Source organism: Shewanella sp. Isolate7 (assembly GCF_022398425.1).
Taxonomy (GTDB): Bacteria; Pseudomonadota; Gammaproteobacteria; order Enterobacterales; family Shewanellaceae; genus Shewanella.
Map to the genome: position 1 here is coordinate 34,998 of NZ_JAKEVJ010000021.1, position 12,510 is coordinate 47,507.

A 12,510-nucleotide genomic window follows, 5' to 3' on the forward strand; every position below is an offset into this window, starting at 1 on the left:
CCCTCCCTGGGCTGTCTACTGATTATAGGCGCTGAGACAGTCGACAATCAGGTCGACGAAGCCTTGACGATCTAAGCCGAACAGCACTGTGGCGTTAGGGGCCTTGTCTGTGAGCTGATAGCGATCCACTAGCGTCATCCCCTGGGTATATTCCCCCTTGGTTTCGACGCCGACCCAGCAATCCTGGGCGGTGAACAGCTCGGGTTTGAGCAGCCAGGCGATGGTGCAGGGATCGTGCAGCGGCGCCCCGGTAAAGCCCCACTTAGGATCTCTGTGGTAGATCATGAAGAAGTCCAGCAACTCGGCGACGCATTGGGCCACAGGGTTGGGGATGGCGCGGATCCGCTCGATATCCTCATCCATGATCTGCGCCTCGTGGGTCACGTCCAGGCCGCACATAGTGATTGGAATGCCCGACTTGAACACCATGTCGGCCGCCTCTGGGTCGACGAAGATGTTGAACTCGGCGGCTGGAGTCCAGTTACCTACTCCGGCGGCGCCGCCCATCAATACGATGCGCTCGACCTTGCTGTGTAGCTCGGGATAGTTGGCGATAAACAGGGCGATATTGGTCAGCGGCCCTGACGGCACTAAGGTCACAGGGATCTGGCTCTGGCGCACCTTTTCGGCCATCAGCTCGACGGCGTTTTGTGCTAACGGGGCGAAGGCGGGATCCGGCAATTTCGGGCCGTCCAGGCCGCTCTCGCCATGGACGTTATCGGCGATAATCAGCTCCCTGGCCAGGGGCTTAACCGCGCCGCCGGCCACCGGCATGTCTGGGCGATTGAGCAGGGTCAGGATCCGCAGGGCGTTATTGAGGGTCTTGTCGGGTGTCTGGTTACCCGCGCTAGTGGTGACCGCCAGCGGATTGAGACGCTCGCTACTGAGCGCCAGAATGAGGGAGATCGCATCGTCGTGGCCCGGGTCACAGTCGAGAATGATAGGGGTCGCCGAGGCGAGCGGACGAATGGCTTTGGGAGAAGCGTGTGCTGCGTGAGAATGTGGGGCAGCGTTTGATTGAGTCATGGTACAGCTCCTTTGATTGACACCTGTGGCAGAGTATCACGCTTTAGGTGCGTGTCATCTCTGAGATGAAAATTTGTGATTGAGCAGACAAAGCGCTAATTAGGCAAGTAAGCGGGCAAGTGAGTGGGCAGGTGAGTGGCCAAGGCTTAGCCGTCTTCATCATAGAGCGGAAATAAGCATATGTGCTCTTATTAATTACGCGCTTTGGCTGCATAAGCTGTTTTGAGAAGGCAGGCGGGATTAGCGCATCATATTTTACTTATATTGTTATTTATCAACTGCTTGTCTGTTTTGCATTTGGGGCTTAAAAATTTTTTGTCGCCGGATAACTATTTCTGATTGACTCAATCTCCAATGCAGATTATTTTGCGCCCGATGTTTTAGCTGGGGTACAAAAATAAAGGCATGGTTCGCCAAGGGCGAACGTCGTTATGTCCATAATAAAGCAGCAATTAAGCGTATAAACTTTGGGGTTTTACGCCGAGTAAAATGAGTTTGCCGTATCGGCTCTATTTTAGAAGGACCTTAAGCCATGTCTGACGCGACAGCCTTAAGTCTTATCCCACCTGTGGTGGTCTTGGTGTTAGCGGTTTGGCTACGCCGTCCAATCCTTTCGTTAATCATAGGTGCCTTAGTGGGCCTGGTGTTATACCAACCCGATCAGGTACTGAATAACTTCTCCGATATCTCGCTCTCTGTCATGGCCGATGAAACCATAGGTTGGTTGATCTTGGTCTGTGGCGGTTTTGGCGCCCTGATCGCCCTCCTGGTGAAGACGGGTGGCTCTATGGCCTTCGGTCGCCACGCGCTCAAGTATGCCAAGGGGCCAAAGTCATCCCTGCTGATGACCTTTATTCTGGGCGTAGTGATCTTTATCGACGACTATCTCAACGCCCTGACCGTGGGATCGACCATGAAGTCGGTGACCGACAAGTTTAAGGTGTCGCGGGAGATGCTGGCCTATGTGGTGGACTCTACCGCCGCGCCCATCTGTGTGCTGGTGCCATTGTCGACCTGGGCCGTCTTCTTCGGCGGCCTGCTGGTGGATAACGGCGTGGCAGGCGAGGGCCAGGGGATCAGCGTCTATATGTCGGCGATCCCCTATATGCTCTACGCCTGGTTGGCGGTGGCCATGGTGCTGCTGGTGATCTTGGGCATAGTGCCTGCCTTCGGGCCGATGAAGAAGGCGCAACTGGCGGCCATGGCGGGCAAACCTGCCAAGGCGGTCGATGCCTTTGATGAGGTGCAGACCTCGGACGATTATAGCCTCAAGGCGATCGAAGAGGAGTTTAAGCATGCCGATAACCTGGGCAAGCTACACAACTTCATGGTGCCTATCCTCTTGCTGGTGGGCTTTACCGTCTATTTCGATATCGACGTGCTCAAGGGGCTGATCGCGACCCTGGCGGTGACCCTGCCCTATTATGGGGTGCAGCGCCTGATGCCACTGTCTGAGATGATGGAGCAGATGCTCGACGGTTTTAAGTCCATGTTACCGGCCATAGGCACGGTTATCGCCGCCTTCGTGTTTAAGGATGTGTGCGACAAACTGATGCTGCCGCAATATGTGATTGGCAACCTGAGCCCCTTCATGACCTCTCAGTGGCTGCCAGCCGTGGTCTTCCTGACCATGTCGATACTGGCCTTTGCTACAGGTTCAAGCTGGGGGATCTTCGCGGTATCTATCCCTATCGTGATGCCACTGGCCCAGGCGGTTAACGCCGATATTCCGCTGGTGATCGGCGCTCTGTTGTCGGCCTCCTCTTTCGGCAGTCAGGCCTGTTTCTACTCTGACTCTACCGTGCTGGCGGCCCAGGGATCAAACTGTAACCTGGTGAGCCATGCGGTGACCCAGTTGCCTTATGCCTTGCTGGCGGCCGGACTGACCTTTATCGGTTTCCTCGTCTTGGCCTAAGGGGTTTCCTCGTCTCGGCCTAAGCTAAGTCGGAAGCAGACATAAATGAGAAAGGGGCGTTGACTAGTCTAGTCAACGCCCCTTTTGATTAACCCATAGGGTGACTATAGGTAATCTAACCTTTTCATTCCTTCACGCTACACACGACACACGGGCTTAGAACAGCGAGCTGTTCAACCAGAGGTGCACCAGGATGCTGGCGGCGTAGCCGAGGGCTATCACTGGGGTCCACTTGAGGTGGCTGGCAAAGGTGTAGATGCCGCGAGCCTGACCCATCAGGGCGACCCCGGCGGCGCTGCCGATAGAGAGCAGGCTACCACCCACACCCGCTGTCAGGGTCACCAGCAGCCATTGGCCCAGTCCCATGTCAGGGTTCATGGTTAGCACGGCAAACATCACGGGGATGTTATCCACGATAGAGGAGAGTACGCCCACGGCGATGTTGGCATAGGTCACGTCCCAGTGGGTATACATGGCCTCGGAGACCAGGCTCAGGTAGCCCATAAAGCCCAGACCACCGACGCAGAGCACCACGCCGTAGAAGAAGAGCAGGGTATCCCACTCGGCGCGGGCGATGCGGCTAAACACATCGAAGGGCACCACGTTACCCAGCTGCTCCAGGCGCTTGATATTGTTATCGCGCTCCGCCTGCTCTTTCGCCTTGATCACCGCCTTGGGGAAACTCTTACGCAGGTAGAAGCCGAAGAACTGCAGGAAGCCAAGGCCTGTCATCATGCCCAGTACAGGTGGTAAGCCCAGCAGGCTGTGGGTGCAAACGGCGGTGGCAATGGTGAGCAGGAACAGGGCGACGATACGCTTGGCGCCGCGCTTCATCAGCACCTTCTCCTCATCCGCCTCCTGGACCTGGTTGACGATGAAGACGCTCATGATGGCCGCCGGTACCAGGAAGTTGACCAGAGAAGGGATAAAGAGGTCGATGAACTGCTCGAAATGCACCACGCCCTTCTGCCAGACCATCAGGGTGGTGATATCGCCGAAGGGGCTGAAGGCGCCACCGGCGTTGGCCGCCACCACTATGTTGATACAGGCCAGGGCGACAAACTTCTTGTTGTCGCCGCCGACCTTCATCACCACGGCGCACATCAACAGGGCCGTCGTCAGGTTATCGGCGATGGGGGAGATGAAGAAGGCCATGAAGCCGGTGAGCCAGAAGACGGTACGCTGACTAAAACCCTTACCCACCATCCAGGCCCGCAGGGCGTCAAACAGATTACGCTCCTCCATGGCGTTGATGTAAGTCATGGCAACCAGCAGGAAGAGCAGCAGCTCGGCATACTCTAACAGGTTGTGCTTAAAGGCGGTCTCTGAGAGTTCCGACATGCCGTGCTGTACATAGATGTAACCTATGATGCCCCAGATCAATCCGGCGGCGACCAGCACCGGCTTGGATTTCCTCAGGTGCAGCACCTCTTCGCCCATCACCAGCAGGTAGGCCAGGACGAAGATGACGACGGCGAGATAACCAGCCCCTGTGGCGGTGAGATCTAACAGCTGCCCACCTGCCTCGCCACTACTGGCAAAAACAGCGGGGCTAAACAGTGCGGCCAAACATACAACTAAGCTTGCTAAGCTACTGGCAAGGTTGCCAAAGGGGGGCTTAAGGTTTCTCATTAAGTATTCTCTGTGTTAGGAATAGCTTAAAAATTACCATAGCTTTCCTGCTGTAAATTTTGATGCGCCTCAAGTTTATGTGTATTAGTTACGGCTAAGTCACATAAATTTGATCAAATTATGTTTGAAAAATAAACGTTCACCTACAAAGTGGTAATAAAATTATCATGGGTTTTGTGACGATTTCGAGATTTTCATTGTTAGAAAGTTAGCACAGGATCACGATTTTGGCGCAGTTGGATGCTGCTGAATTTACATAAGAAAAGAGGGCTATTGGCCCTCTTCATCTGTTGGGTTAAGCCATTAGGCCTTGATGCTGCCGAATCGTCCCGCCTGATAGTCGGCGATCGCCTGCTGGATCTCCTGCTCGGTGTTCATCACGAAGGGGCCCATGTGCACTATCTTCTCGCGAATGGGCTGACCGGCAAACACCAGCGCCCCAGCGCCCAGCTCGCCCGCCTCGAGCTCGATGAGCTGTCGGCTATCGACGACAAGGTATTGCCCCGCGCCGTAGCGCTTTTCCGGCGCCGCCTGGCTAACCAGCTCGCCCTGATAGAGATAGAGACCCACATATTCGCGCGACTTTAGATCCAGCTGGGCCGAACCATTGGGCGCCAGCATCAGGTCGGCTATCTTGCCATCGCCCGCCAGTTCCTGAATGGGCGCCTGCAGCGGCTCACCACCTTTTAACTGCCAGCTGCCGGCCAGGGCACGCAGACGGGCACCGCTGTCGTTTTGTGTCTCGGGCAGCGGCTCGTCTGTGCTATCGCGGTAGATGGCCGGGCGCATCTTCTCCTTGGCGGGCATGTTGAGCCAGATCTGAAAGCCGTGTAGGCCATCCTGGGCGTCGGCCAGGGGCATCTCTGAGTGCACCACGCCGCTGCCTGTGCTCATCCACTGCACGTCACCGGCCTTGATTGCCTTGACATTCCCCAGCTGGTCTCTGTGCTCGAAGCCCCCCTTGCGGATATAGGTAAAGGTTTCTATGCCGCGGTGAGGATGGGGCGGGAAGCCGCCGATATAGTCGCTGGCATCGTCCGACTTGAGCTCATCCAGCATCAGGAAGGGATCGAAGCGGGTGTTCATAAAGTCGGCCACACGGCGGATGTTGACGCCGTCACCATCCATTGCGGGACGGGCGGTAAATTGGCTGATCACTTTCATCTTAAGTACCTCATGATTGGGAACCGCCTAGTGCTGCTTCAGTACTGCTTTAGTGCTGCTTAAGTGTAGCTGGCGGGAATGGGATCAGCCTATCACTGGTTTAATCGAACGAATATTGCTAAATACCGCTTAATAGCTTCTACAAAATAGGATGTTTAACGCAGAGGTGAGTCGCCTCTTGCATTGGATTACGGGAGGCTTGTATCACAAAAATATTCGGTAGCTATTGTTTTTGTTATCAAAATAAAACCTCGTGGTACAAATTTGTCATCGGCTTGTGTTAGGGAAGGTGCGAACAAGTCGTCGCACAGCTCTGGCTTTGATAGCAGCGACAGTTCAAGGCATTCAACTGAGGGCATGCCGAGGCCTGCTGAAGTTGAATAACGCCGAAATGGTGTTGCTATCAAAGCCCCGCAGGGCGAGGCTTACTGCGGTATTTGCTGCGTTACAGTTCTTGCGAAGGACTAGGGCCATTCGCTGCAAACTGTGCCTTGCATCTATCCACTTTAAGCACACGCAGAGCAAGCATGACCAAGCCCCAGCCCCAGCCACAGCGATAGAGGATGGCAAGCGTTTTCCCCGTTTAGACAATCGGGAGCTGGTGAAGACCAGTTTCTGGATCAGCCAGATCTTCATGATCATCGCCACGGTCGCCGGCGTCTATGTGGCGGCGCAGGAGGGATAGTCGCAGGCGATCACCTTCGATAACCTGACCAACAAGCAGAACAACTATTACCTGCGTCATGCCCTATATGATGAGGTGTAGGACAATATCACCATCATCAATGAGTACGCCGACTTCATCGCCGGTAAGGCGCCCTTCGACATCAAGAATCACAAGCCTGCCCTGGCTAGCTTTGTGTGGGAGAATATGCGTTACTCGCCCTATACCCTGGAGACGCCGCCTCAGCTGCTGTCACAGACCCGGCGCTTCTATCTGCAGGTGACCGATATCATTGGCAAGATTGAGGGGCGAGTCTATGGCGCCAAGTATGGCGGCGACCTGCTTAAGGGGCTGACCAAAGAGATGAGCGACAACACACTGCCGGCACTGAAGGCCAATTATACTGCGCTGGCCGATGAGCTGAGACGCAACGACATCATAGTAGATTAGCAAAGGAGCTCCCCATGACCCATATCTGTCCAGGTTGCCACGAGGGGCGACTAAGAGCCTACAATTTTCACGGCGAGCATGTGGATTGCTGCCGTCAGTGCGGTGGTCTCTGGTTTAAAAACGGCGAGCTAAATGCCGCCCTGTCGAAGGCCGACAATGGCGATGATGATGTCAGGGTCGAAGAGACATTGGGCGAGCTGCTGGGGATCTCCAGCCGCAGCTGTCATCAGTGCGACCTGAGCTTGCATCGCTACCATCTGATGACTGGCTATGAGATCGAGGTGGATGTCTGCCATAGCTGTAGCGGTGTCTGGGTCGATGAGCATGAGCGTACCAAGGTGGTGCAATCGCCCAAGGTGAGACAACTGCTGGAGGAGTTAAACGCTAGCATCAGCGTCAAGACCTGGCTGTTTCAGTTCCTCTGCAAGATGCCGGTGGAATTTAACCTTAAGCCGAAATCGACGCCCTTAGTGACCTACATGCTGCTGGCGCTCAATATACTGATCTTCGTCGCCTACGGCTTTAACCTGAGCAGCACAGAGACAGTGTTCGAAAACTTTGCCATGCGCTCCAACGAGTTGCTGGCGGGCCACCACCCCTGGACATTGCTGAGCCATATGTTTCTTCATGGCGATATCATGCATCTGGCGGGTAACATGTATTTCCTCTACGTGGTGGGGGATAACCTGGAAGATGTGTTGGGCCGCGCCAAGTTTCTCGCGCTCTATCTCCTGTGTGGCCTGGCCGCAGCCGCCGCGCAGATCGCCGCCGACCCTGGCTCTGGCATCTACATGGTGGGCGCCAGTGGCGCCATCGCCGGGCTGTTCGGCATGTACCTCATGTGGTTCCGCCATGCCAGCCTGACCTTCATGTTCGTGGTGTATCAGAAGAAGCTCAGCCCCATGGCCTTCTTCGCCATCTGGCTGGGATTCAACATCTTTGGCTTGGTCATGGCGGGCCAGGGCGTGGCCTACTGGGCGCACATAGGCGGGTTTGTGATGGGCCTTATCTTGGGGGTTAGCCTCAAGGCCAAGGTGATGCATGATAATCCTATGCTGGCGCTGCTCAACGAGCCCGAGGTGAAAATCGCCCGCTAACCTTTGAGTTGCCGCCGTGCTTCAAGGCCCCGTCTTCGGACGGGGCTTTTTTATGGGCGTGCTTTTTGTTGCTGAAACTTAAGCGAAAAAAAGGGGTCTAAATCCTAAGGTTAACCACCTGCCACAGGCTGGTATTCCCGCCAGACTTGGATACAATGTAATCAAATCAACAGCGAGAGCGAGAGATAAATGTCCAGAGCGAAAATTTTGATCATCGACGATGATCCCGTCTGTACCGGGGTGTTACTCGCCATGGTGGGGGACGACTATGAGGTCACCGCGGTGAACTCGGGCAGTGGTGGCATCGAGGTGATGAAATCCCTGGTACCGGATCTGATCCTGCTGGATATCACCATGCCCCACGTCAACGGTTATCAGGTGATCCAGCATCTCAAGGGCAGCGAAGAGACCGCCAAGATCCCCCTGGTGGTGATAAGCTCGCTGGCGGAGCAGTCGGACAAGGATTTTGCCCTCAAGCTCGGCGTCGATGACTACATCACCAAGCCTGTCATGCCTGATGCGATTCAGGTGATAATCGAGGCCTACCTCTAACGCCGCCGCTGGCGAGGTGGTTCGCAGGCTATTGGCCAGGATTTCAAGAAGATTCAGCGTCGTATTAGCCAGCCCATTCCTGACAGCAGCATCATAATAAATCATCATTTTCAGCGGCTTGTCCTATAAAGGAAAAGCCGCTTTTTCGTGAGCGCGCTTGTCTCTAGACTGGCCCCATGGGCTGGGCTATCTTATGGCGGCAACAAGGAGGTCACCGCCTGGCTGACTAAGCTATTACACAGACTAAGCTATTACACAGACTAAGCTATTACACAGACTAAGCTATTACACAGACTAAGCTATTACACCAGATTAAGGGATTAATCATGAAAGCAAGATTCTTACTACCGCTGTTTTTTATCCTCACCAGCGCCCAGGGCGCCGACCTTCCACCGCCTGATGCTTATGGCTTGGCTGGCATGGAGGTGGATGTCGATAAGCTTATCGAATTTAATGTCTCGCAGATGAAAGCCGACGGCGACTTTATCGCCATGGAGCAGGTGTCTGGTATCGACAGCGGCAAGCTGGAGCGCGGTTATCGCCACGCCATGAAGAGCTGCTTCGATAAGTATGAGCGCATGACAGAAGAGAACGCCGAGGCCTTGTCTGACTGTTTCATCGACCAGACCGCCGAGGGCGTGGGCGCCTCACGTGAGCAGTTTAATGCCTGGCTGGATGAGCTGGATAGTCAGGACGGCGAGAATCCCGATGCTATCGAGGCCCTGGATATGGAGATGGATAAGATCCATGACGCCATCTTTGCCCTGCAGGATAAGCCAGAGCTCACCCAGTCCGAGCAGGAGCAATTGGCGGATTTAGAGCAACAACTTATCGAACTTGGCGAAAAACAACATAAGTTGCAGCTCGAAGAGGCAGAGGCCATGGCCGCCGAGATGGAAGCCATCTACAAGCGTAAGTGATCTGCTAGCAAGCTCTTAAGCGAGGCTCGGCACTGCTTATTCAGGCCGAGCCTTTGTTTTGGTTTCGCTCAATCTCGAACAGCTAGCCTCTGGCGATGGTGATATCGGCGATATGGCCATGTTCGGTGGCCCTTAGGGCTCCCTGTAGCATCTCGGCGGCCTCCTCGGCGCTCATGAAGCTCGAGGTGTCGAGGGACTTGCCGCTGCTGGGCCAGAAGCCGGTATCCATGCCGCCGGGATAGACGGCGATGATCTTCATCGGCTTACCCTTGAGTTCCAGGCGCACGGACTCGATGAAGCCGCGCACCGCCCATTTGGCCGCGCAGTAGGTCGACTCCCCCGCCTTGGCTTGCTGGGCGGCCGTGGACATCACTACCACCAGATTCAGCGGCGTGTCTCGATAGCGTCTAACCAGCTCGCGCACCAGCAAGATGCTGGAGGTGACGTTGTTTTGCAGTAATTTAGTTATCTCATCGGCCTGCTGCTCGGCGATGGGGCCGAAGTAGCCGCTGCCGGCGCAGTGAATCGCGGTGCTAAGTGGTGAGGCGCCGCTCATGGCATCGACGCCATCTAACAGCGTCGCCACGCTCTGCTCGTTGCAGAGGTCGGCACTCAGAGGATGAAGGCCGCTACTGCTCTGCGCTACGCTGGCAAGCCTGGCTTGATCGCGCCCCGAGATCACCACCTGCTCCCCCATGTTGGCATAACGCCTGGCGAGGGCCGCGCCCAGGCCGCTGCTGGCTCCGGTAATTAGTATCATGATCCATTCACTCATTAAGCTTGGTTAGGTCGGCCTATTATGCCGCAACTTAGCCCAGATGCCAGAAGCTGTGGGGTGTGAGAAGGATTAATGAGAGCCTGGACAAAAAAAGGGAAGCCGCCGCTTCCCTGATGAGTCAGTGCTAGTGGATGCTCTGATAGCTAAACCTCAGGTGTTTAGCGTCTTTGATCAGCTTGATGAAGTCTTCCCGGCTCAGCCTGACCAGGCTGGTGTGGTCGCCGGCCTCGAGGTAGAGTTCCTTGGCCTCGATCAGCAGGTCATCATAGATGGTCTCTATGTTGTAGGCCGCGCCGAGGGAGGGGATGGCGCCGTGCTCGCAATCGTCAAACATCTGATAGACGGTTTGCTCCTTCACCAGATGCAGATCGCGGTTGAGCTTGTCACCCAACGCCTTGAGGTTGATCTTATGATTGGTGGGCAGTACCGCCATGATCCTGCGTCCCTGATGATCTTCCAATATCACCCCTTTGGCGACTTGGGCGGGGGCCAGCTGGGCGGCAATCGCCGAGCTGATAGAGTTGTGGCTGTGGCGGTGCAGCACTATCTCATAGTTCACTTCATGCTCAGCCAGATAGTGATTTAACCGGTTTGAAATACTCATATACTTGCCTCGTTAACGTTGTGAAACGTTATCGATAAGTATAGTCCAGCCAGGCTCCAATGCTGGCTGAGTGCACTTTTCACCACTGGCTTGATACCGTTTTTGCTGCTGACTGAGCAGCGCTTTTTATCGATTAAGTCACCCGCCAAGCCTGGCTTGCCGATCAGCTAAACCAGGTCTTAATTTTGCTCAACAATGAAGGGCGGTAGAAGGGGTCAAGCTTCTTCAGGCAGAACTCGCTTATCTCATCATGTTTGTCACTTCTTAACAGGTAGGGGCGTATCTCCCAGCCATGAAGCTCAATCTCCCTATGCAGGTTGCGGCAATCGCTGCGAATGCGGCTGAAATCATCGCTAATCCTATCTCCCTCCAGGGTGAGCGCCAGGGTGAAGGCGCTGTCTGTGCCGCCGCGGCGGATATCTAGCTCGCATGATTCGATGAAATAGCCCGCCTTGACGCTGGGGTAGTTAGCCAATATTTGCCGCACCGCGCCGAACATGGGCAGATCGCTTGCCAGTACCTTGCCTAGCAGCAGGAGGTGATTTCCCTGGGGGAGTAGCACCATGTCGGGCAGCAACATATAGCGGATCTCATCGCTGCTGACGACTTTCGATAGATTGCTATTGGGGTTGAGCGCCATATCCATCTGATTGGTCAGCAGCAGCTGAAATGCTTGAGGCGCATCTATCTCTATCTGACCGTGAAATTCGCTGCCCTCTGCTTGCATAACCATCTTGGCCTGATCGACCGCCTCCTGGGAGGTAAACAGCGGGACGAAGTAGTGCACCTGATCATCGCTGACGGGGATGTGCCATTGCATGATGGAGAGCTCTGTGGTGCCATCGGCCTGAGGATCTTCTTGGCCGTCGCTCAGCAGGTAGAGCCGGGCCTTAATCAGGTGTTCATAGAGGGCTTTGGCCTGGGTGTGATCGGCAAGTGCCGCCTGCAGGGCGGTTTCGAGTGCATTGCTCGGGGTGAGTGTAACTTCCATTTTCGCTAATCCTTGTTGCCAGCTGGTATAGACCAGACATCCTGGTGAGTGGGCATAGTAGATCAAGGTGTTAGCTGGGTCTAGAGGGGAGTGGTGAGTGGGGGCAAACTTCGTTTGGGGAAATAATGTTGTGGGTCTTCAACCCATATCTGGGTATGTGCGGCCTTACGGCCGAGGTAAGTCGTGGAACTCCGTTCCACACCCAGGCAAGAGGGGGATCAACAGCAATCCCCAAATATATCCTTATATAAAAGCCAGTTCGGCATCCGTGCCTCTCGTTCGTAAGCACAATCTTCAAGGATAATTACTCACCTTGCATCTCCCGCTGCCGCCCCATTTGTTCTGCCCCCTTGGCTAGTTTCGGTCTGGCGACCGAGGAAAGTCGTGGAACTCCGTTCCACACCAGGGCAAGAGGGGGATCTTCAGCAATCCCCCTCTTGCATCTCCCCTTGCCGCCCCAGACGAAGTTGTTTGCCCTCATACTTCAATGAAAATCGCCTAACGACTCGGATGGGACTCCTGTCCCCCCGAGTCTTAGCCATCGTCCATGATGGCTACACGGCATTTTCATTTATGTATTTCGGCAACTTCGATGGGGATTTGTTGTAGCCACAACCTGAGCTTATTCTTGATTGCTTTAGATGAGGCTTAACTAATTGTTGTAATTGATATTATACAACGAAAGTATGCATTGAAAGTTCTAGACAGACATGAAGT

Annotated in this window: 12 protein-coding genes; 6 read left to right on the forward strand and 6 right to left on the reverse strand. The window is 54.8% G+C overall.

The window, feature by feature from the left end; genetic code table 11:
- Positions 1–15 precede the first annotated feature (15 nt).
- Positions 16–1,026 (reverse strand): pyrimidine-specific ribonucleoside hydrolase RihA, encoded by a 1,011-nt coding sequence (gene rihA, locus L1D47_RS07130; protein WP_239883525.1) that lies wholly within the window; start codon positions 1,024–1,026, stop codon positions 16–18.
- Between the two features lie 532 nt (positions 1,027–1,558).
- Between rihA and L1D47_RS07135 the strand changes: the two genes are divergently transcribed.
- Complete coding sequence (locus tag L1D47_RS07135) at positions 1,559–2,941, forward strand: Na+/H+ antiporter NhaC family protein (RefSeq protein WP_239883527.1); 1,383 nt, start codon at positions 1,559–1,561, stop codon at positions 2,939–2,941.
- A 156-nt stretch (positions 2,942–3,097) separates the two neighbouring features.
- Here the strand turns inward: L1D47_RS07135 and nhaD are convergent, their stop codons facing one another.
- Both nhaD and L1D47_RS07145 read right to left on the reverse strand, forming a co-directional pair.
- Positions 3,098–4,573: a sodium:proton antiporter NhaD gene (gene nhaD / locus L1D47_RS07140; protein WP_239883538.1), complete on the reverse strand. Its 1,476-nt coding sequence runs from the start codon at positions 4,571–4,573 to the stop codon at positions 3,098–3,100.
- Between the two features lie 303 nt (positions 4,574–4,876).
- Entirely contained in the window at positions 4,877–5,737 is an 861-nt protein-coding gene (locus L1D47_RS07145) for a pirin family protein (RefSeq protein ID WP_239883540.1), read from the reverse strand.
- 376 nt (positions 5,738–6,113) lie between these two features.
- On the opposite strand from L1D47_RS07145, the gene L1D47_RS07150 reads away from it, so the two are divergent.
- The 5 genes from L1D47_RS07150 to L1D47_RS07170 all read left to right on the forward strand — a co-directional run bounded on the left by L1D47_RS07150 (position 6,114) and on the right by L1D47_RS07170 (position 9,420).
- Positions 6,114–6,422, forward strand: coding sequence for a hypothetical protein (locus L1D47_RS07150; protein WP_239883542.1), 309 nt, complete (start codon positions 6,114–6,116; stop codon positions 6,420–6,422).
- 174 nt (positions 6,423–6,596) lie between these two features.
- Complete coding sequence (locus tag L1D47_RS07155; protein ID WP_239883544.1) at positions 6,597–6,851, forward strand: hypothetical protein; 255 nt, start codon at positions 6,597–6,599, stop codon at positions 6,849–6,851.
- A gap of 14 nt (positions 6,852–6,865) precedes the next feature.
- A complete protein-coding gene (locus L1D47_RS07160; protein ID WP_239883555.1) occupies positions 6,866–7,948 on the forward strand; it encodes a rhomboid family intramembrane serine protease in 1,083 nt (360 codons plus the stop codon).
- Between the two features lie 189 nt (positions 7,949–8,137).
- Positions 8,138–8,500 carry a response regulator gene (locus L1D47_RS07165; protein ID WP_239883556.1) on the forward strand — a complete coding sequence of 121 codons (363 nt, stop codon included), beginning with the start codon at positions 8,138–8,140 and terminating at the stop codon, positions 8,498–8,500.
- Positions 8,501–8,826: 326 nt separating this feature from the next.
- Positions 8,827–9,420 carry a hypothetical protein gene (locus L1D47_RS07170; RefSeq protein WP_239883558.1) on the forward strand — a complete coding sequence of 198 codons (594 nt, stop codon included), beginning with the start codon at positions 8,827–8,829 and terminating at the stop codon, positions 9,418–9,420.
- Positions 9,421–9,502: 82 nt separating this feature from the next.
- Here the strand turns inward: L1D47_RS07170 and L1D47_RS07175 are convergent, their stop codons facing one another.
- The 3 genes from L1D47_RS07175 to L1D47_RS07185 all read right to left on the reverse strand — a co-directional run bounded on the left by L1D47_RS07175 (position 9,503) and on the right by L1D47_RS07185 (position 11,793).
- Entirely contained in the window at positions 9,503–10,180 is a 678-nt protein-coding gene (locus L1D47_RS07175) for an SDR family NAD(P)-dependent oxidoreductase (RefSeq protein ID WP_239883563.1), read from the reverse strand.
- A gap of 142 nt (positions 10,181–10,322) precedes the next feature.
- The gene (locus L1D47_RS07180; RefSeq protein WP_041508488.1) at positions 10,323–10,802 is read right to left on the reverse strand and encodes a YbaK/EbsC family protein; all 480 of its coding nucleotides are present in this window, start codon (positions 10,800–10,802) and stop codon (positions 10,323–10,325) included.
- A 163-nt stretch (positions 10,803–10,965) separates the two neighbouring features.
- Positions 10,966–11,793, reverse strand: a complete 828-nt coding sequence (locus L1D47_RS07185) for an SseB family protein (RefSeq protein ID WP_239883564.1) — start codon at positions 11,791–11,793, stop codon at positions 10,966–10,968.
- Positions 11,794–12,510 lie beyond the last annotated feature (717 nt).